A 17,870-nucleotide genomic window follows, 5' to 3' on the forward strand; every position below is an offset into this window, starting at 1 on the left:
ACGGCGGTCCCGGGGCTCACCGGGTGCCGTCACGCCCTGTCGGGCGCCCCCGTTCCCTGCACCAAGGAGACCCTCCGTGTCAGCGCCCCAGCCCATGAAACTCGTCGTCGACGGCGAAGAGAAGCAGGCGACGACGGGCACCACCGGCACGGAGCTGTTCTCCGAGCAGCGCGACGTCGTCGTCATGCGGGTCGACGGCGCCCTGATGGACCTCGACCAGGAACTGCCCGACGGCGCCGCCGTGGAAGGCGTGACGCTCGAGGACCCCGCGGGGCTCGAGGTACTCCGCCATTCCGCCGCGCACGTCATGGCGCAGGCGGTGCAGCAGCTCCGCCCCGGGGCCACACTGGGCATCGGCCCGTACATCACGGACGGCTTCTACTTCGACTTCGACGTCGAGGAGCCGTTCACGCCCGACGAGCTCAAGCAGCTCGAGAAGATGATGCTGAAGATCGTCAACGCCAACCAGCGCTTCGTCCGGCGGGTCGTGTCCGAGGACGAGGCCCGTGAGGCGATGAAGGACGAGCCGTACAAGCTCGAGCTGATCGGCCTGAAGGGCGGCGCCACGGACGAGGACGGCGCCTCCGTGGAGGTCGGCGCCGGCGAGCTGACCGTCTACGACAACGTGGACCGGAAGTCCGGCGACGTGGTGTGGAAGGACCTGTGCCGGGGTCCGCACCTGCCCAACACGAAACTCATCTCCAACGCCTACGCCCTCACCCGGTCGGCGGCCGCCTACTGGCGCGGCAGCGAGAAGAACAAGCAGCTGCAGCGGATCTACGGCACCGCGTGGCCCACCAAGGACGCCCTCAAGGCCTACCAGGAACGGCTGGCCGAAGCCGAGCGGCGCGACCACCGGCGTCTCGGCACGGAGCTCGACCTGTTCTCCTTCCCGGACGAGCTGGGCTCCGGCCTGCCCGTGTTCCACCCCAAGGGCGGCATCATCCGCAAGGCGATGGAGGACTACTCCCGCCAGCGCCACACCGACGCCGGATACGAGTTCGTCTACACGCCCCACATCACGAAGGGCCACCTCTACGAGGTCTCCGGGCACCTCGACTGGTACCGGGACGGCATGTTCCCGGCCATGCACGTCGACGAGGAGCTGAACGAGGACGGCACGGTGCGCAAGCCCGGCCAGGACTACTACCTCAAGCCGATGAACTGCCCCATGCACAACCTGGTCTTCCGGTCCCGCGGGCGGTCCTACCGCGAACTGCCGCTGCGGCTGTTCGAATTCGGCTCGGTGTACCGCTACGAGAAGTCCGGCGTGGTGCACGGCCTGACGCGCGTGCGGGGCATGACCCAGGACGACGCGCACATCTACTGCACGCGCGAGCAGATGAAGGACGAGCTCACCGGGACGCTGAACTTCGTGCTGGGCCTGCTCAAGGACTACGGCCTGGACGACTTCTACCTGGAGCTCTCCACGCGCAACCCCGAGAAGTCGGTCGGTTCGGAGGAGATCTGGGACGAGGCCACCCGCACCCTCGCCGAGGTCGCCGAGGCATCGGGCCTGGAGCTCGTCCCCGATCCCGGGGGAGCGGCGTTCTACGGCCCGAAGATCTCTGTCCAGGCGCGCGACGCCATCGGCCGGACCTGGCAGATGTCCACCATCCAGCTGGACTTCAACCTGCCCGAGCGCTTCGAGCTCGAGTACCAGGCGGCGGACGGCTCCCGGCAGCGCCCCGTAATGATCCACCGGGCCCTGTTCGGCTCGATCGAGCGTTTCATGGGCGTGCTCACCGAGCACTACGCCGGAGCGTTCCCCGCCTGGCTGGCACCGGTGCAGGTGCTCGCCGTCCCCGTGGCGGAAGCGTTCAACGACTACCTGTTCGACGTCGTCGACAAGCTCAGGGCCGAGGGGATCCGCGCGCAGGTGGACGCCGGCTCCGACCGCTTCCCGAAGAAGATCCGGACGGCGAGCAAGGAGAAGGTGCCGTTCGTCCTCATCGCGGGAGGCGAGGACCAGGAGGCGAACGCGGTCTCCTTCCGCTTCCGCGACGGGAGCCAGGACAACCAGGTGGCGGTCGACGAGGCCGTCCGCCGGATCGTGGAGGCGGTTCGCAGCAGGGAGGCGACGGTCTGATGGCCGACGCCGACAGTCCGGACACGTCCTCCCTCGGACAGCCGGCGGCTGGCTACCCGGGTGACCGGAAGGTCACCGACGGGTTCGAACTCGCCGGCGTGCCCGACGCCTTCCAGCGGCTGTGGACCCCGCACCGCCTCGCCTACATCAAGGGCGGGCAGGAGCAGGTGACGACGGAGGAGTCGTGTCCGTTCTGCCGTGCGCCGCACCTGGGCGACGAGGAGGCCCTGATCGTCCATCGCGGCACGCACGCCTTCGTGCTGCTCAACCTCTTCCCCTACAATGCCGGGCACCTCCTGGTCTGCCCGTACCGGCACGTGCCCGACTACACGGACATCGACGACGCCGAGACCGCGGAGATCGCCGCCCTCACCCAGACGGCCATGCGCGTGCTGCGCCGGGTCTCCAACCCCTCCGGCTTCAACCTCGGCATGAACCAGGGCGTCACGGGCGGTGCCGGGATCGCCGCCCACCTGCACCAGCATGTGGTGCCGCGCTGGGGCGGGGACGGCAACTTCCTGCCGATCATCGCGCAGACCAAGGCCATCACGCAGACGCTCGGCGACGTGCGCGAGCAGGTCGCCGCGGCGTGGGCCGCAGGCGACCCCGCCGGATCGGCCTCCTGATGCTCAACAAGTACGCGCGGGGGTTCTTCACCCGGCTCTTCACGCCCCTGGCGCGGCTGCTCCTGAAGTGGGGAGTGACGCCCGACGCCGTGACCATCGCGGGGACCATCGGCGTGGCCGGCGGCGCGCTGGTGTTCTACCCGCTCGGACAGCTGTTCTGGGGCACGGTCTTCATCACGCTGTTCGTGTTCTCCGACGTGATCGACGGCATCATGGCCAGGATCAAGGGCCATGGCGGCCTCTGGGGCAACTTCCTCGACTCCACCCTCGACCGCATCGCCGACGGCGCACTCTTCGCCGGCGTCGCCATCTGGTTCTTCACCGGCGGACAGAACACGGCCATCGCGACCGCGGCCCTCGCCTGCCTCGTGCTCGGCATGATCGTCTCCTACGCGCGGGCCAAGGCGGAATCGCTCGGGTTCACCGCGAACGTCGGACTGGCCGAGCGCGCCGAGCGCCTCGTCTCCGTCCTCGTGGTCACCGGGCTCACGGGGCTCGGACTGCCCGAGGGTTTCCTGCTCGCGGTGCTCGTGATCCTCGCCGCAGCGAGCCTCGTCACGATCTACCAGCGGGTCAGCACCGTCCGGCGGCAGTCCCGCGAGGCCCGGCCGGCCTCCTGAGCGTGGTCGCTCCCCGGTGAGGCGGGTCCGGCGGCGTCCTTCGTCCACGTGCGGCGGGTCCCGGTCGCCAGGACCCACCACGCCTGCACCATCGGGCCACCCGAGCGGGCCGGGTCGGCGCCGCTCCCGCCTCAGGACGCGGAGGCGAGGGCCGGCCGCGCCCCGGTGAACGCGACCGCGTGATCGCGCAGGGGCGTCAACGCCGTGCCTAGGGCCGAGAGGTATTCGGCGCGCCGCTTCGGGGCCACCCTGGAGGTCGGGACGGGGGCCGCGCCCGGGGTGTCGGAGTAGTGCGTCGCGAGCCCGTCGTGCAGCAGCCGGAGCGCCTCGGACTTCTGCTGCGACACGGCCGAGTGCGTGGTGCCGAGTTCGGCTGCGACGTCGGTCACCGAACGGCCCTCGAAGAAGACCTGCTCGATGATGTGCCGCATGCGCACGGGAAGGTGGACCACGGCGGCACGCAGGTGGCGGATCTGCTCGTCGGCGAGGAGCGAGGCCTCGGGAAGCTGGTCGAGCGACGGGACGAGGTCGAGCACCGTCTCGTCGAGCACGTGCACGGAGCGGGCGGCGTCGTCGAGCGCCGAGAGGACCTCCTGGCGGCTGACGCCGAGCGTCATGGCGAGCTCGTCGGTCGTCGGCCTGCGCCCGAGGGAGGCCGCGAGGGCGTCCTGCGCGCCCAGGGTGTCGCTGATCCGCCGTCGGACGGACCGTGGCGCCCAGTCGTTGGACCGCATCTCGTCCGCGAAGGCGCCGGTGATGCGGCGCCGGGCGTAGGCCCCGAACGGCACGCCGAGCGTGGGATCGAAGGAGTCCGCCGAGGTGATGAGCGCGATCGCGCCGACGGACGCCAGGTCCTCCCGCGAGAGATGCGTGGCGCGGGCGCACAAGGAAGAGACGAGATACCCGACCAGAGGCAGGTTGTCGACGATGAGTTTTTCACGGTCCCGTGAATGCATGAGCAAGCTCCCCAGCTGCTTAGTCGCATTGCTGCCCGTAGCGGCAGGTGTCGTGATGAAGCTATCAGCGGCCTCCCGGGCGCATGGGGCCCTTAGGCCAATCCTGCTCAAAGGCTGAGCTTTGCCTGCTTACATCGGCAAAACTGCGGGCCGCGGTCGTGGGTCCCGGCCGCCGGCCGCGATGATTCGGCGACGTCGGACCCGTCTAAGGAGCAACCGAGAGCACCACGGCGCACCATGAGGGAAGGACACCCGATGCCGCACATCCCGGCATTCCTGCCGCCCGATCTGCACATCGTCTCGCAGGCGGAGCTGCTCCTCCTCGAGCGGGGAGCCACGGCCCGGGAAGGACGGTCGCCCGGCGGGGGCGCCGGGCCGTCCTCGCCGTGGCCGGAGGAGCCCCTCGACCGTCTGCTGGACGAACTCGAGCGTCGCGACCTGGTGGCGGGCGGCCGAGTGGCAGGTGCGGGACGCGTATCATGAAGTGTCAGCTTTTATCTACCTTTTAGGGGCAAGTTGTGTCCACCGTTGAAGGAAACTCGGCACCCGCAGCACAGACCGGTGGAAACCGGGTGAAGCGCGGCATGGCCGAAATGCTCAAGGGCGGCGTCATCATGGATGTCGTCACCGCCGAGCAGGCCCGCATCGCCGAGGATGCCGGTGCCGTCGCGGTCATGGCGCTCGAGCGGGTGCCCGCGGACATCCGCGCCCAGGGCGGCGTCTCCCGCATGAGCGACCCCGACATGATCGACAGCATCATCGCGGCCGTCTCCATCCCGGTCATGGCCAAGGCGAGGATCGGCCACTTCGTCGAGGCGCAGGTCCTGCAGTCCCTCGGCGTCGACTACATCGACGAGTCCGAAGTCCTGACGCCCGCCGACTTCACCAACCACATCGACAAGTGGAAGTTCACGATCCCCTTCGTGTGCGGTGCCACCAACCTCGGCGAGGCGCTGCGGCGCATCAACGAGGGCGCTGCCATGATCCGGTCGAAGGGCGAGGCCGGCACCGGCGACGTCTCGAACGCCACGATGCACATGCGCAAGATCCGCTCCGAGATCAACCGCCTGTCCTCGATGGCCGAGGACGAGCTGTACGTGGCCGCGAAGGAGCTGCAGGCCCCGTACGAGCTCGTGAAGGACGTCGCCGCCGCAGGCCGCCTGCCGGTCGTGCTCTTCACCGCGGGCGGCATCGCGACCCCCGCGGACGCTGCCATGATGATGCAGCTCGGCGCGGACGGCGTCTTCGTGGGCTCCGGCATCTTCAAGTCGGGCAACCCCGCCGAGCGCGCCAACGCCATCGTCCAGGCGACGACGTTCCACGACGACCCCGACATGATCGCCAAGGTCTCCCGTGGCCTCGGCGAAGCCATGGTGGGTATCAACGTCGACGAGATCCCCCAGCCGCACCGCCTGGCGGAACGCGGCTGGTAGTCCCAGCCGGGTGACAGGGAGGGTCGCAGCCACGGCTGCGGCCCTTCCGCGTTCCCGGGCGATCCGGCCGCGCCGGGTCAGAGCCCCAGGACGTAGGTCTTCCCCCGACCGAGCAGCGTGAATCCCCGCCGCGAGAAGAACCCGTAGCCCGCCGGCGTCGCGTTGACGGCGAGGTCCACCGCCCCGGCCTCGCCCGCGGCGCGGGCCACGGCGCTGAGCAACGCCGTGGCAAGCCCCCGCCGCTGGTAGGCGGGGAGGACCTCGAGCTGGTGGATGCTACCGAGACCGTTCATCCCGGCGACCCCGGCCGGGTAGAACGCGTACGCGGCCCCCGAGATGTTCCCGTGCTCACGATCGCGCGTCACGGCGTGCCAGGCCTGGCGGGGCTGGGCGCCGACCACCCGCAGTTCCTGCTGCAGCGGCCCCGAGTAGTCGGGCACCTCGGTGGTGAGGGCCGCGGCGTCGTCCCCGGGGGCGACGACGGCGGCGACGGGCGCCGTCATCCACCACGGCTGCCAGCTCGGGCTGAATCCGAGGCCGCCGAGCTCGGCGCCGTCCACCGCGCCGTTGAGCCAGACCCGCACGGAGGACGCGCCGAGCCGGGTGCCCTCGGCCAGGGCGGGCCGGACGGCGTGGGCGCGGACCGTCCCGGGGAACATCATCATGAGCTCCCGCCGCGCCGGCAGCCACACCCAGGTGGCACCGTGCGTGGAGAACGTCCTGCCGCCCGTCGCCGTCGCGAGCGCCGCGTACCAGGCGGACTGCAGCCGCTGGCACGCGGCGATGCTCACCACGCCCGACCGCCGGCGGGAGGTCGCCTCATGCGAGGCCGCGGCGGACGAGCAGGGGCTGGAGGTCCGCGTCACGCCCCCGGAACCTGCGGAACGCCTCCAGCGGGTCGATGCTGTTGCCCCGCGCGAGGAGTTCACGCCGGAAGTGGTCGCCGTTCTCCCGGGTGAGGCCGCCCGAGGACTTGAACCACTCCACGGTGTCGGCGTCGAGCATCTCGCTCCAGATGTACGCGTAGTAGGACGCCGCATACCCGCCGGCGAAGATGTGCTTGAAGTAGGAGGTGCGGTACCGGGGCGGGACCGGGGCGAAGTCGATGCCGGCGTCCGCGAGCGCCGACGCCTCGAAGGCCAGCGGATCCTCGATCACCGTGCCGGCCGGGAGGGAGTGCCACGCGAGGTCCAGCAGCGTCGCGCCGAGGTACGCGGTGGTCTCGAAGCCCTCGCCCCAGGCGCCCGCCGCGTGGATGCGGTCGATGACGTCCTGGGGAAGTGCCTCGCCCGTCTCGTGGTGACGCGCGTAGTGCGCGACGATCTCGGGCCACAGGATCCACATCTCGTTGACCTGGGACGGGTACTCGACGAAGTCGCGCGGCACGGACGTCCCGGCGAAGAGCGGGTAGGTGACGTCCGAGAACAGGCCGTGCAGGGCGTGGCCGAACTCGTGGAAGGTGGTGACCACCTGGTCGTAGGAGAGCAGCGTGGGCTCACCGGCGCCCGGCGTCGAGATGTTCAGGTTGTTGATGACCACCGCCTGCGTGCCCTCGAGCCGTGACTGGTCCACGAAGGAGTTCATCCAGGCGCCGCCGCTCTTGGTGTCGCGCGTGTAGAAGTCGCCGAGGAACAGTCCGAGCCCGGACCCGTCCTCGTTGAAGACCTCCCATACGCGCACGTCGGGGTGGTAGCCCAGGAGGTCGGGGCACTCCGTGAACGTCAGGCCGTAGAGGCGGTTCGCCGCGTAGAAGACGCCGTCGTGCAGCACGCGCTCGAGTTCGAAGTAGGGGCGCAGGGCGTCCAGGTCGACGTCGAACTTCGCCTTCCGCACCTTCGCGGCGTAGTAGGCCCAGTCCCACGGCTCGATGCCGTGGCCGGCCTCCGCCTCGAGTTCCGCGGCCTCGGCGCGGGCGTTGCGCACCGCCGGCGCCGCGAGTTCCCGCATGCGGTCGAGGATCGCCTCCAGCGACGGCGCCGTCTGGCTGTCGGTCGCCGCGGCGGCGTGCGTGTCGAAGCCGAGGAGGGCGGCGCGCTCGGCGCGGAGCGCGGCCATGCGCGTGGCGACGTTGAGGGTGTCCGCCTCGTTGCCGCGGGCTCCCCGGGTCACGGAGGCCTCGTGCAGGCGACGGCGTACCTCGCGGTTCGTGAGCTGCTCCAGCGCGGGCTGCGCGGTGGGCAGGATGAGGGTCAGGAGGTATTTCCCCTCGTGGCCGGCGTCCGCCGCCGCGGTCGCCGCAGCGGAGATCGCGTCGGGGGAGAGCCCGTCGAGTTCCTCGGCGGTATCGAGCAGCAGCGCGGAGTCGTTCGTGTCCTTGAGCAGCTTCTGCGAGAACTCGGTGCTCAGCGCCGACAGCTCCGCGTTCAGCCGGCGCAGCGTAACCTGCGCGTCGTCGTCGAGCTCCGCTCCCGCACGCACGAAACCGCGGAGGTACTCCTCCACGAGGCGCGCCGACTCGGGGTCGAGGCCGTCGACGGGCACCTGCCGGATGCGCTCGAACAGGGCGCGGTTGAGCTTGATGTTGTCCTCGTGCTCCGCGAGTCGGGGGGCGATCTGCTGCTCGAGTTCCTGGACGGCCTTGGTGGCGTGGCTGACGGAGTTGCTGAAGAAGACCCGCGAGACGCGGTCCAGGGTGCTGCCCGCGCGCTCGAGGGCGATGAGCGTGTTCTCGAAGGAGGCCGGCTCCCCGGAGCCCGTGATGCGATCGATCTCGGCGAGGTGCTCGGCGAAACCGGCTTCGAAGGCCGGCAGGTAGTGCTCGTCCCGGATGGCCGCAAACGGTGGCAGCTGGTAGTCGAGGGTGCTGGGCTCAAGGAAAGGGTTGCTCATGGGAACCAACTTTGGCACGTTGTTGCACGTGCGCGCACCACCCCCGACCCCGTGGCACGTGCCTGACCGCGATCCCGCCGGTGCGGGGCCCCTCGCCTCGATCGCCGCATCCGCGCCGGTACTGGTCCGGCGCTGCGCTCAGCCTCCGACCGGGGGAGAGTAGAGCTGGAGGTCGTTACCCTCGCTGTCCTTGAACGGCAGGATCCGCCCCCAGGGGTACTCGCTGATCTCACCCTCGATGGACGCGCCACCCTGCGACGAGATGCGCTCCAGCTCGTCCTCGATGGAGCCCTCGGGCTCGAAGCTGATGACGGCGCCGCCGCCGCGCCCGCCGTGGGTGTTCTCGCGGGCGTTGAGGCCGATCGTCAGCCCGCCGGCGTCCACCGTCGACCAGTCCGCCTGCTCCATGGTGACGCTCAGTCCCAGGGTGTCCCGGTAGAAGGCGAGGGCCCTCCCCATGTCCTCGACGGGCACCCAGACGGTTGCTACTCCCTTGGCCATGACGCTCCTTCCGCGGACCCGTGCGGGATCCGATGGGGTGGCGGGCCCCGGCCGGGACCCGTCCCTGAGAACGCTACCGGCAGGACTCCCCGGCCGGCCGGGATGCCGGCGCCTCTTGACGCACCGGCCGGTGTGCTGTCCTACCGGGGCCGGGCGCCGGCGTGCTGCCGGGCGAGGTCCGCGAGCGAGTCGTCGAGCCCGGCGTCGTCGAACGCACCGAACTTCCGCTCGGCTGCGGTCCGCAGGAGGAAGTCGGCGATCATCGGGTTCTTGGGCAGCAGTGACCCGTGCAGGTAGCTCGCGACGATGTTCCGGTAGCGGGCACCCTCGTGCTTCTCCTCGGCGTTGTTGCCGGAGCCCTTGACCACGGTCGCCAGGGGCCTCAACCCGCTGCCGAGGAACGTCTGCCCGCTGTGGTTCTCGTAGCCGTGGATCTCGCCGAACTCCTCGCTCGTGGCCACGACGTTCCCGATCAGCCGCTCGGAGCCGCCGCGGGTCTCGAGGTCGAGCACCCCGATGCCGGGGATGACGGTGCCCTCGTACGTCCGGAAGCTGTTGCCGAAGAGCTGGTAGAGCCCGCAGATGAGGAGCATCGGTGTGCCGTCCTCGGCGAGCTCCCGCAGCCGGGGAGCGATGGCCTGGAGGTCCTCCTGGATGACCACCTGGCCGCTGTCCTGGCCGCCGCCGCCGACGATGATGTCGACGTCGTCCGGGAACGGGTCACCCGCGTTGTGCTCGAGGATCTCGGCGCCGTAGCCGCGCCAGGCCAGGCGCTGCTTCAGGACGAGGACGTTGCCGTAGTCGCCGTAGATGTTCATCTCGCGGGGGTACAGCTGCAGGACGCGCAGCGATCCCTTCTGCGGATCGGTGGGCGCCCCGGTGAGGGCGGCAGCGGATGGGGCGTCACTCATCAGGAGACCACCTCGACCTTCGTGATCTTGGACAGCTCGCGGCGCACCGCGAGCATGGCGGTATAGGTGCAGAAGATGCGCTTCGGACGCCCCGCGGAGCCCCGGATGAACTGCCGGAGCGCCTCGGTGGTGTCGGGCTCGACGGCGCCGACGCGGACGTCGTCGTACTTCAGGCGCAGCGCCATGTCGTAGGCGCGGACGCCGCTGACGACGTCCACCCCGCCGAGGCCCAGCGAGTCGAAGTCGACGTCCCACAGCCAGGACATGTCGCGTCCGTCGGCGTAGTTGTCGTTGATGGCGATCATCGTCGCGCAGCCGGCGGGGTCGAAGGACTTCAGGCCCAGGCGGAACCCGCTCGGGTTCTTGACCAGCACCAGTTCGAGGGCCTGGCCGTCGACGACGAGGCTCTCGCCCCGGCCGAACGCCGGTTCGACGGCGGCGAGGGAGGAGAACAGCCGGTCGCCGTCCGCACGGCCGCCGAGGACCGCGCGGGCCGCCGCGAGGGCCGCCGCGGCGTTGAAGATGTTGTAGACGCCGCGGAGCCGCAGGTCGGTGTGCGTCGTCGTGCCCTCCACCTCGAAGCCCGCCGCGTTGCCGTCCACGGACGCGAGGACGACGTCGGCGGGCAGGGCCGCGGCCGGCGCGGTCCCGGCGGCGCCGCGCAGCTCGTCGTCGTTCGGGAAGGTGCTCCTGAGCGAGGCGTCGAGGCCGAAGTAGACGACGTCGGCCGCCGTGATCGACGACGCCAGGCCGGCGACGCGCGGATCCTCGCGGTTCAGCACGACCGTCTCCGTGGTGGCGAGTGCGATCCGCTCGAGCAGGCGCGTGGTCGCATCGATCTCCCCGAACCGGTCGAGCTGGTCGCGGAGGACGTTCAGCAGCAGGGAGTACCGGGGCGGGACGAGCTTCACGAAGTGGACGGCGTGGGCCTCGTCCAGCTCCAGGACGGCGACGTCGGCCCTGAGGCGTCCGCGCCAGTCGACCTCGCCGAGCAGGGCCGCCGCGACGCCGCGCGTGAAGTTGCTGCCCGTGCGGTTGGTGAACACCTTCAGGCCCTGGCCCTCGAGCAGTTCCACCACCATCTTGGTGGTGGTGGTCTTGCCGTTCGTGCCGCTGACGACGACGACGCCGCGGGGGAGGGTGGACAGGGCGCGGCCCATGAAGCCGGGATCGAGGCGCTCGACCACGAGGCCGGGGAAGGCGGAGCCGCCGCCGCGCAGGCGGGAGGCGAAGCGCGCAGCCTTACCCACGAGGACTGGAAGGGGATTCATGCCTCCAAATTATCGCAGGCCCGCCCGCCTTCCCGGGACGCGGCGGGGAGGCGCTCCTCACGCCCGGCGGGAGCGGGAGCCGGAGAACCTAGAATTGGGGGATGACCTCCCCGTCCCTTCCGGCTCCCATGCCCCCGTCCGGCGTCGTGGTCGGCGTCCTCGCCGTCCAGGGCGATGTCCGCGAGCACATCGCGACCATCGAGTCCCTGGGCGGGCGCGCGGTGCCCGTCCGGCGGGCCGCGGAACTGGCCGGTGTCGACGGCCTGATCATCCCCGGCGGGGAGTCGACCACGATGGACAAGCTCACGCGCACCTTCGGGCTCGCCGGACCGCTGCGCGAGAGGATCGCCGACGGGCTGCCCGTCTACGGGTCCTGCGCCGGGATGATCATGCTCTCCGACGTCCTCGCGGATCCGTCCACCGACCGCCTCGGCAACCCCCAGCTGACGCTCGGCGGCCTCGACATGGTGGTGCGGCGCAACGCGTTCGGGCGGCAGCGGGAGTCCTTCGAGACCGATCTCGCCTTCGGGGGGCTCGCCACGACCGGGAGTGCCGGCGGCACCGATCCGGTGCGTGCGGTGTTCATCCGTGCGCCGTGGGTGGAGAAGGTGGGCGAGGGCGTCGAGGTGCTGGCGCAGGTGCCCGCGTCGGAGACGCCGCAGCCCGGGCCCGCCCCGGACGGGGGCGGTGCCGGTACGGACTTGGAACCGGTCGCTAGAATTGTCGCAGTGCGTTCAGGGAACCTGCTGGCCACGAGCTTCCATCCGGAGGTCACCGGGGAGCGGCGGGTCCACGAACTGTTTATTCGGATGATCAGAGGAGAAGCGTAGGCATGTCGGGGCACTCCAAGTGGGCAACAACGAAGCACAAGAAGGCCGCGATCGACGCCAAGCGCGCGAAGTCCTTCGCCAAGCTGATCAAGAACATCGAGGTCGCGGCGCGGGCCGGCGGCGCCGACGTCGCGGGTAACCCGGGGCTCGAACTGGCCGTCTCCAAGGCCAAGAAGACCTCCGTCCCCATCGACAACATCAACCGGGCGGTCAAGCGCGGGGCAGGGCTGCTCGGCGAGGCCGTCGACTACCAGACCATCATGTACGAGGCCCGCGGACCCCAGGGCTCGGCCCTGCTGATCGAGTGCCTCACGGACAACAAGAACCGCGCGGCCTCCGAGGTACGCCTCGGCATCTCCCGCAACGGCGGCACGATCGCCGATCCGGGCTCCGTGGCCTACCTGTTCGCGCGCAAGGGCGTCGTCACCCTGCCGAAGAAGGACCTCACCGAGGACGAACTGCTCCTGTCCGTCCTCGACGCCGGCGCGGACGAGGTCAAGGAGTCCGCCGAGACGTTCGAGATCGTTTCCGAGCCCCAGGACCTCCGTGCGGTGGTCGCCGCGCTCGACGAGAGCAGCATCGAGTACGAGACCGACGACGTCGAGTTCGTCCCGTCCATGCAGGTGGACCTGGATGCCGACGGCGCCCGGAAATTCCTCAAGCTCGTGGACGCCCTGGAGGAGCTCGACGACGTCCAGAACGTCTACTCGAACGCCCACCTCCCGCACGAGGTCCTGACCGAGCTCGAGAACGACGACTGACATCGTCCCTCCCGGCCCCGGACGGCGGACAGCCCCGTGACCTTCCGCGTGATGGGCGTCGATCCCGGGCTGACCCGCTGCGGGCTCGCCGTCGTCGACATCGAACCCAACCGGCGCTCCACCCTCGTGGCCGTCGGCGTGGTCGGCACCGACGCCGGGCAGAGCCTCGACCAACGGCTCCTGGTCATCGCGGAGGCCGTCGACACCTGGCTGGACCTGCACCAGCCGCAGGCACTCGCCGTCGAGCGCGTTTTCAGCGGCACCAACATCAGCACCGTCATGGGCACCGCGCAGGCGTCCGGCGTCGTCATCGTGTCCGCGGCGCGCCGCGGCATCCCGGTGGCCCTCCACACGCCCACCGAGGTGAAGGCCGCGGTCACCGGCAACGGGCAGGCGGACAAGGTGGCCGTCACGAAGATGGTGACGAAGATCCTCCGGCTCGACACGCCGCCCCGGCCCGCGGACGCCGCCGACGCCCTGGCCCTCGCCATCACGCACGCATGGCGCAGGGGAGTGGGGACGCAGGGCGCAGCCGCCGCCGGCGGACTGGTCACGCCCGCGCAGCGCATGTGGGCCGAGGCGGAGGCCCGGGCCCGACGCCGCTGAGTGCGGCCGTGCGGTCCGACCCCGGGCCTCTGCGGCTGCCCGGCAGAGGGCTCGGCAGCTACTGATCGACGACGCCCGTGTCGTCGCCCGCTCAGCGCGAGCTGCGGACGTCCAGAACGGACCGCACCCCGGACAGTGCGTCGCCCACCCGCGCCTCCAGGCCCGGCCCCCCGTCGTCCGCGAGCCAGGCGTGCAGGCACTGCCGGAACAGCGCGAACCCGATGGCCGCCAGGATCTCGGACTGCCCGGGTGGGAACCCGCGACCGATCAGGGCCGTCGTCACGTCCTTCTGCCACCGGGCCTGCTTGGCGAGTTCCCGTCCCGACAGCGCGATGTGCGAGTCGATGACGCGCTGGCGCCGCTTCAGCAGATCACGCCGGGACTCGACCGCCGCCGCGAGCGTCCCGAGCGCCTTCCTCATCTGCACGTCGGCGCGGACGGGGCCGGTGTCCTCGGCGATGACACCGATCAGCAGCGGCAGGAGGTCGTCGTCGTCGGCGAAGAGCACTTCCTCCTTGTCGGCGAAATAGCGGAAGAACGTCCTCGGGGTGACCCCGGCCGCGAGCGCGATGTTCTCGACGGTCGACTCCGCATAGCCGCGGTCGACGAACTGGCTGATCGCCGCGTCCACGAGGCGACGGCGGGAGTCTTCGGGCCAACGGGGCATTCCCCGATCCTACCCTTGTGTCACTTTGTGACATCAACTATAGTTTTCGCCATGACACAAACTGTCGTCACGTCACCCACGATCCTGCTCACCGGCTTCACGAGCGGCATCGGCGCACGGATGCTCGAAGAGCTTCTCGGGCATCCCTCACGGCCGAGCCTCGTCCTCCTCGCCCGGGATGCTGCGGGCCTCGAGAACACGCTCGAGCGCGTGCGTGCAGCCGGGCTCGTCGCCACGGGTGCACGCGGCGATCTCGGTGACCTCGGCTCCGTTCGCGCGGCGCTCGAATAGGTCCACACGGCGCAGGGACGGGGCGCGGTGCACCCCGTCGACGTCGTGCTCCTCAACGCCGGCGCACAGTTCACGAGCAGGCGGCGTGCCGGGGCGCAGGGCCACGAGCTGACCTTCACCGTCAACGTGATCGCGCAGCACCTGCTCCTGCGAGGGCTGGAACCGCTCCTCGCCCCGCGCGCCCATGCGGTCCTCCTGGGCTCCTCCACCCATCGGGGCAAGCAGGCGAGCTTCAACCTCGTCCCGGACCCGCAGTGGCGGGATCCCGAAGACCTCGCCCGGGCGGACCCTACGGCGGACGGCCCGACGCGGTTCGCCGACGAACGCGAGCAAGGGGGCGTCGCCTACGCCTCGAGCAAGCTCGCGCTGGTGACCCTGGCCCACGAATGGGCGGAGCGCCTCGCCGCGTCCGGGCGTCGCCTGAACACGTACGACCCCGGGCTGGTCGCCGGGACGGGGCTGGGCCGGGACATGCCGGCCTCCATGTACTGGGTCTGGAAGTACCTGATGCCGGCGATGAGCGTCCTCCCGGGAGCCTCGACCCCGCGGGCCACCGCCCGTCACGCGGTCCGGCTCGCTCTCGGGGACGCGCACGGGTCGCTGAACGGCGGCTATGTGGAGATCGGTCGGGTCACCCGAGCGGAACCGGTCACGTTCGCGACGGATCGGCGTGAGCGGCTGTGGACCTGGCTCGAGGACGCGGTCGAGGAGTACCTGCCGACCTATGCCGCTGCCGGCGGGTCCCCGTGATCCTCGTCGGGCCGGGCCGAACGTGTCCGTCCTCGCCGACCCGGCACCCGCCGTCCTGCCTGCGCCCACCGTCGTGGGGATCTCGCCGGCCCTCCTGTGATCGCCGGTGCGCGGGCAGTCGCCGCCCGGATCGAGGCGTGGGGTAGGGGCAGGCCGGGGCTGGGCGGGCCCTGCCCGGCGGCGGACCCGGTGTGGCGGCTCGATCGCGGGCCGTTTCGCCGGTACCGTAGTGCATTAGAACGTATGTTCGACGTCGGGTGGACGCCCGGCGGTCCCGCCCGCAAGTGCCCCTGGAGCCCTTCATGATCAGTTCCCTGCGCGGAACAGTGACCCACGTGGGCCTGCACTCCGCCGTCCTCGACGTCAACGGCTTCGGCATGCAGGTCCAGGCGACCCCCCAGACCCTCGCCGGGCTCCGCGTGGGGGAGCAGGCAACCGTCGCCACGGCCATGATCGTCCGCGAGGACTCGATGACGCTGTTCGGCTTCGAGGACGCCGACCAGCGCGAGGTCTTCGAGACACTCCTGGCCGTCAGCGGCGTCGGGCCCCGCCTGGCACTCGCCGTCCTCGCCGTCCACACGCCCGAGGCCATCCGTATCGCCGCGGCCTCGGGCGACGACAAGGCGTTCAGCAAGGTGTCCGGGATCGGACCCAAGGGCGCCCGCCGGATCGTCCTCGAGCTGGCCGGCAAGCTGGTCCCGCTCGACACCAAGCCCGGGGTGCCCAAGCAGACCTGGCAGGGCCAGGTCCTCACCGCCATGATGGGCCTCGGCTGGTCGGAGAAGGACGCCGGCGCGGCGATCGACGCCGCCGTCGACGAGGCGCCCGAGGTCGCCGCGACCGGTGACGTGGGCCAGATCCTGAAACTCACGCTGCGTCGGCTCGGCCAGGACGGCGCCCGCAGCTCGGCACGGACGAAGGTGGGCACGTGACGGACAAGCAGCAGGAGGAGGCGCCGCTCGTCGCGCCCGCCGCCGACCCCGAGGACCGCGCCGTCGAGGCGGCACTCCGGCCGAAAAACCTCGACGACTTCGTGGGCCAGAAGCGCGTGCGCCGGCAGCTCTCGCTCGTCCTGGAGGCGTCCCGCCTGCGCGGGCGCAGCGCGGACCACGTGCTCCTCTCCGGCCCGCCCGGCCTCGGCAAGACGACGCTCGCGATGATCATCGCGGCCGAGATGAACGCGCCGTTGCGCATCACGTCCGGGCCGGCGATCCAGCATGCCGGCGACCTCGCCGCGATCCTCTCCTCCCTCACGGAGGGCGAGGTCCTCTTCCTCGACGAGATCCACCGCATGTCCCGGCCCGCCGAGGAGATGCTCTACATGGCCATGGAGGACTTCCGCGTCGACATCATCGTCGGCAAGGGACCCGGCGCCACCGCGATCCCGCTGGAGCTGCCGCCCTTCACCCTCGTCGGCGCGACGACGCGCGCGGGGCTCCTGCCCGGACCGCTCCGCGACCGCTTCGGTTTCACCGGGCACCTCGAGTTCTACTCCACCGATGAACTCGAGCTCGTACTCCGCCGCTCCGCCATGCTCATGGACATGAAGGTCAACTCGGCCGCGTTCGCGGAGATCGCCGGCCGGTCCCGTGGCACGCCGCGTATCTCCAACCGCCTCCTCCGGCGTGTCCGGGACTGGGCGCTGGTCCACGGCGTCGACCTCATCGACGCCCGGTCCGCCAGTGCGGCACTGGACATGTACGAGGTGGACGCCCGAGGACTCGACCGGCTGGACCGCTCGGTGCTCACGGCGCTCATCACCAAGTTCAACGGGGGACCCGTGGGCCTGTCGACGCTGGCGATCGCCGTGGGCGAGGAACCGGAGACGGTCGAGACCGTCGCCGAACCCTACCTGGTCCGCGAGGGCATGCTCGGGCGCACGCCGCGCGGCCGGATCGCGACGGCCGCCGCGTGGCGGCACCTGGGGATCGAGATGCCCGCGAACGTCGCGGCCGCGATGCCCGAGGACCTGTTCTCCGTCACGCCCGAGGACCTGATGGCCACGGAGGCGACCGTCGACAGCTGGGCCCAGCCGGACTCCTGACGCGGGGACGCCCAGCAAACGGCTCTACACTGGTGTCTCACGATGTGTGCCGTGGCACAGTCCTGCCACTCACACCCCAGCCCCAGGAACGGATCTCCAGTGCTTGCACATGTAGTCGCCCAACCCACGACCGGACAGACCGGCGGATTCGACATCTTCAGTCTGCTGCTCCCGCTGGCCCTGGCCTTCCTCATCTTCACCATGTTCCGCAGGCAGCGGAAGGCGCAGCAGCAGGTCAAGGACATGCGCACCCAGATGGAACCCGGCACCGAGGTCATGACCCAGTTCGGTCTCTTCGGGACCATCGCCTCGATCGACCAGGAGAACAACAAGGCCGTCCTCGAGCTGTCCCCGGGCACCTTCGCCACGGTCCACACGCAGGCGCTCTCCAAGGTGGTCCAGCAGGAACCGGCGGTCGCCGCCCAGGACGCGGACGCGACGGTCGCGGATCCGGCCGATCGCAGCGGGTACGACGCCACCGCGGTGCCCGACGACGTGTCCTCGATCGACGGCGTCGACCGCACCCCGGCCGGCGGTTCCACCGCTGCGGGGACCCCGGGGTCCACGTCCGGCGTCGAGAGCCCCGAGGAGACGCTGGAGCGCCTGAACCGGGACCCGCAGCGGGAAAACCGCGACGCGCGCGACGCCCGCGACCCCAAAGCGAATCCTGACAACTAGCATTTCG

At 70.7% G+C, this 17,870-nt stretch carries 20 protein-coding genes; 13 read left to right on the forward strand and 7 right to left on the reverse strand.

Annotated elements, in window-relative coordinates; translation table 11 throughout:
• The first annotated feature begins 76 nt into the window (after positions 1-76).
• Genes thrS through pgsA form a run of 3 tightly spaced genes read left to right on the forward strand, consistent with a single transcriptional unit; the run spans position 77 to position 3,335 of the window.
• Positions 77-2,089, forward strand: a complete 2,013-nt coding sequence (thrS, locus tag CXQ92_RS01185; RefSeq protein ID WP_104164554.1) for a threonine--tRNA ligase — start codon at positions 77-79, stop codon at positions 2,087-2,089.
• Complete coding sequence (locus CXQ92_RS01190) at positions 2,089-2,715, forward strand: HIT domain-containing protein (protein ID WP_104164556.1); 627 nt, start codon at positions 2,089-2,091, stop codon at positions 2,713-2,715. The genes thrS and CXQ92_RS01190 overlap by 1 nt, the downstream gene beginning before the upstream one ends.
• Positions 2,715-3,335, forward strand: coding sequence for a phosphatidylinositol phosphate synthase (pgsA, locus tag CXQ92_RS01195; RefSeq protein ID WP_104166592.1), 621 nt, complete (start codon positions 2,715-2,717; stop codon positions 3,333-3,335). Before CXQ92_RS01190 ends, pgsA begins: the two co-directional genes overlap by 1 nt.
• Before the next feature lie 131 nt (positions 3,336-3,466).
• Here the strand turns inward: pgsA and CXQ92_RS01200 are convergent, their stop codons facing one another.
• Positions 3,467-4,291: a sigma-70 family RNA polymerase sigma factor gene (locus CXQ92_RS01200; protein WP_104164558.1), complete on the reverse strand. Its 825-nt coding sequence runs from the start codon at positions 4,289-4,291 to the stop codon at positions 3,467-3,469.
• A 255-nt stretch (positions 4,292-4,546) separates the two neighbouring features.
• Between CXQ92_RS01200 and CXQ92_RS01205 the strand changes: the two genes are divergently transcribed.
• Together CXQ92_RS01205 and pdxS are read left to right on the forward strand one after the other, a co-directional pair.
• Complete coding sequence (locus CXQ92_RS01205; protein ID WP_104164560.1) at positions 4,547-4,774, forward strand: hypothetical protein; 228 nt, start codon at positions 4,547-4,549, stop codon at positions 4,772-4,774.
• Between the two features lie 35 nt (positions 4,775-4,809).
• Positions 4,810-5,724, forward strand: coding sequence for a pyridoxal 5'-phosphate synthase lyase subunit PdxS (gene pdxS / locus CXQ92_RS01210; RefSeq protein ID WP_104164562.1), 915 nt, complete (start codon positions 4,810-4,812; stop codon positions 5,722-5,724).
• Between the two features lie 77 nt (positions 5,725-5,801).
• On the opposite strand, the gene CXQ92_RS01215 is transcribed toward pdxS, so the two are convergent.
• The 5 genes from CXQ92_RS01215 to CXQ92_RS01235 all read right to left on the reverse strand — a co-directional run bounded on the left by CXQ92_RS01215 (position 5,802) and on the right by CXQ92_RS01235 (position 11,236).
• The gene (locus CXQ92_RS01215) at positions 5,802-6,590 is read right to left on the reverse strand and encodes a GNAT family N-acetyltransferase (protein ID WP_219815666.1); all 789 of its coding nucleotides are present in this window, start codon (positions 6,588-6,590) and stop codon (positions 5,802-5,804) included.
• On the reverse strand, positions 6,544-8,553 hold the full coding sequence (locus CXQ92_RS01220) for a M3 family metallopeptidase (RefSeq protein ID WP_104164564.1): 2,010 nt from the start codon (positions 8,551-8,553) through the stop codon (positions 6,544-6,546). Before CXQ92_RS01220 ends, CXQ92_RS01215 begins: the two co-directional genes overlap by 47 nt.
• A gap of 138 nt (positions 8,554-8,691) precedes the next feature.
• Positions 8,692-9,054: a VOC family protein gene (locus tag CXQ92_RS01225; RefSeq protein WP_104164566.1), complete on the reverse strand. Its 363-nt coding sequence runs from the start codon at positions 9,052-9,054 to the stop codon at positions 8,692-8,694.
• A gap of 140 nt (positions 9,055-9,194) precedes the next feature.
• Complete coding sequence (locus CXQ92_RS01230) at positions 9,195-9,965, reverse strand: type 1 glutamine amidotransferase (protein ID WP_104164568.1); 771 nt, start codon at positions 9,963-9,965, stop codon at positions 9,195-9,197.
• Positions 9,965-11,236, reverse strand: a complete 1,272-nt coding sequence (locus tag CXQ92_RS01235) for a Mur ligase family protein (protein WP_104164570.1) — start codon at positions 11,234-11,236, stop codon at positions 9,965-9,967. The genes CXQ92_RS01230 and CXQ92_RS01235 overlap by 1 nt, the downstream gene beginning before the upstream one ends.
• A 101-nt stretch (positions 11,237-11,337) precedes the next feature.
• Here CXQ92_RS01235 and pdxT point away from each other — a divergent pair, with 101 nt between their 5' ends.
• Genes pdxT through ruvC form a run of 3 tightly spaced genes read left to right on the forward strand, consistent with a single transcriptional unit; the run spans position 11,338 to position 13,433 of the window.
• A complete protein-coding gene (pdxT, locus tag CXQ92_RS01240) occupies positions 11,338-12,066 on the forward strand; it encodes a pyridoxal 5'-phosphate synthase glutaminase subunit PdxT (protein WP_104164572.1) in 729 nt (242 codons plus the stop codon).
• 2 nt (positions 12,067-12,068) lie between these two features.
• Complete coding sequence (locus tag CXQ92_RS01245; protein ID WP_104164574.1) at positions 12,069-12,827, forward strand: YebC/PmpR family DNA-binding transcriptional regulator; 759 nt, start codon at positions 12,069-12,071, stop codon at positions 12,825-12,827.
• A 36-nt stretch (positions 12,828-12,863) separates the two neighbouring features.
• Positions 12,864-13,433, forward strand: coding sequence for a crossover junction endodeoxyribonuclease RuvC (ruvC, locus tag CXQ92_RS01250; protein ID WP_104164576.1), 570 nt, complete (start codon positions 12,864-12,866; stop codon positions 13,431-13,433).
• A gap of 91 nt (positions 13,434-13,524) precedes the next feature.
• Here ruvC and CXQ92_RS01255 read toward each other — a convergent pair whose 3' ends face one another.
• Positions 13,525-14,100 (reverse strand): TetR/AcrR family transcriptional regulator, encoded by a 576-nt coding sequence (locus CXQ92_RS01255; RefSeq protein ID WP_104164578.1) that lies wholly within the window; start codon positions 14,098-14,100, stop codon positions 13,525-13,527.
• 51 nt (positions 14,101-14,151) lie between these two features.
• On the opposite strand from CXQ92_RS01255, the gene CXQ92_RS01260 reads away from it, so the two are divergent.
• The 5 genes from CXQ92_RS01260 (at position 14,152) to yajC (ending at position 17,863) form a co-directional block, all read left to right on the forward strand.
• On the forward strand, positions 14,152-14,391 hold the full coding sequence (locus CXQ92_RS01260) for a hypothetical protein (RefSeq protein WP_104164579.1): 240 nt from the start codon (positions 14,152-14,154) through the stop codon (positions 14,389-14,391).
• 27 nt (positions 14,392-14,418) lie between these two features.
• A complete protein-coding gene (locus CXQ92_RS01265; protein WP_104164581.1) occupies positions 14,419-15,141 on the forward strand; it encodes a hypothetical protein in 723 nt (240 codons plus the stop codon).
• 302 nt (positions 15,142-15,443) lie between these two features.
• Entirely contained in the window at positions 15,444-16,073 is a 630-nt protein-coding gene (gene ruvA / locus CXQ92_RS01270; RefSeq protein WP_104166596.1) for a Holliday junction branch migration protein RuvA, read from the forward strand.
• Positions 16,070-17,185, forward strand: a complete 1,116-nt coding sequence (gene ruvB / locus CXQ92_RS01275) for a Holliday junction branch migration DNA helicase RuvB (RefSeq protein ID WP_104164583.1) — start codon at positions 16,070-16,072, stop codon at positions 17,183-17,185. The genes ruvA and ruvB overlap by 4 nt, the downstream gene beginning before the upstream one ends.
• Positions 17,186-17,284: 99 nt before the next feature.
• On the forward strand, positions 17,285-17,863 hold the full coding sequence (yajC, locus tag CXQ92_RS01280) for a preprotein translocase subunit YajC (RefSeq protein ID WP_258069645.1): 579 nt from the start codon (positions 17,285-17,287) through the stop codon (positions 17,861-17,863).
• Positions 17,864-17,870 lie beyond the last annotated feature (7 nt).

The sequence above is a fragment of the Arthrobacter sp. SX1312 genome, from assembly GCF_002929295.1.
In the GTDB taxonomy this organism is placed as follows: Bacteria; Actinomycetota; Actinomycetes; order Actinomycetales; family Micrococcaceae; genus Arthrobacter_D.

What these genes read in the sequence shown, in the direction of transcription:
- CXQ92_RS01190 (WP_104164556.1), top strand. Translation starts at nt 2,089, where the DNA reads ATGGCCGACGCCGACAGTCCGGACACGTCCTCCCTCGGACAGCCGGCG.
- pgsA (WP_104166592.1), top strand. Translation starts at nt 2,715, where the DNA reads ATGCTCAACAAGTACGCGCGGGGGTTCTTCACCCGGCTCTTCACGCCC.
- CXQ92_RS01200 (WP_104164558.1), bottom strand. Translation starts at nt 4,291, where the DNA reads ATGCATTCACGGGACCGTGAAAAACTCATCGTCGACAACCTGCCTCTG.
- CXQ92_RS01205 (WP_104164560.1), top strand. Translation starts at nt 4,547, where the DNA reads ATGCCGCACATCCCGGCATTCCTGCCGCCCGATCTGCACATCGTCTCG.
- CXQ92_RS01220 (WP_104164564.1), bottom strand. Translation starts at nt 8,553, where the DNA reads ATGAGCAACCCTTTCCTTGAGCCCAGCACCCTCGACTACCAGCTGCCA.
- CXQ92_RS01225 (WP_104164566.1), bottom strand. Translation starts at nt 9,054, where the DNA reads ATGGCCAAGGGAGTAGCAACCGTCTGGGTGCCCGTCGAGGACATGGGG.
- CXQ92_RS01230 (WP_104164568.1), bottom strand. Translation starts at nt 9,965, where the DNA reads ATGAGTGACGCCCCATCCGCTGCCGCCCTCACCGGGGCGCCCACCGAT.
- CXQ92_RS01235 (WP_104164570.1), bottom strand. Translation starts at nt 11,236, where the DNA reads ATGAATCCCCTTCCAGTCCTCGTGGGTAAGGCTGCGCGCTTCGCCTCC.
- pdxT (WP_104164572.1), top strand. Translation starts at nt 11,338, where the DNA reads ATGACCTCCCCGTCCCTTCCGGCTCCCATGCCCCCGTCCGGCGTCGTG.
- CXQ92_RS01245 (WP_104164574.1), top strand. Translation starts at nt 12,069, where the DNA reads ATGTCGGGGCACTCCAAGTGGGCAACAACGAAGCACAAGAAGGCCGCG.
- CXQ92_RS01255 (WP_104164578.1), bottom strand. Translation starts at nt 14,100, where the DNA reads ATGCCCCGTTGGCCCGAAGACTCCCGCCGTCGCCTCGTGGACGCGGCG.
- CXQ92_RS01260 (WP_104164579.1), top strand. Translation starts at nt 14,152, where the DNA reads ATGACACAAACTGTCGTCACGTCACCCACGATCCTGCTCACCGGCTTC.
- ruvA (WP_104166596.1), top strand. Translation starts at nt 15,444, where the DNA reads ATGATCAGTTCCCTGCGCGGAACAGTGACCCACGTGGGCCTGCACTCC.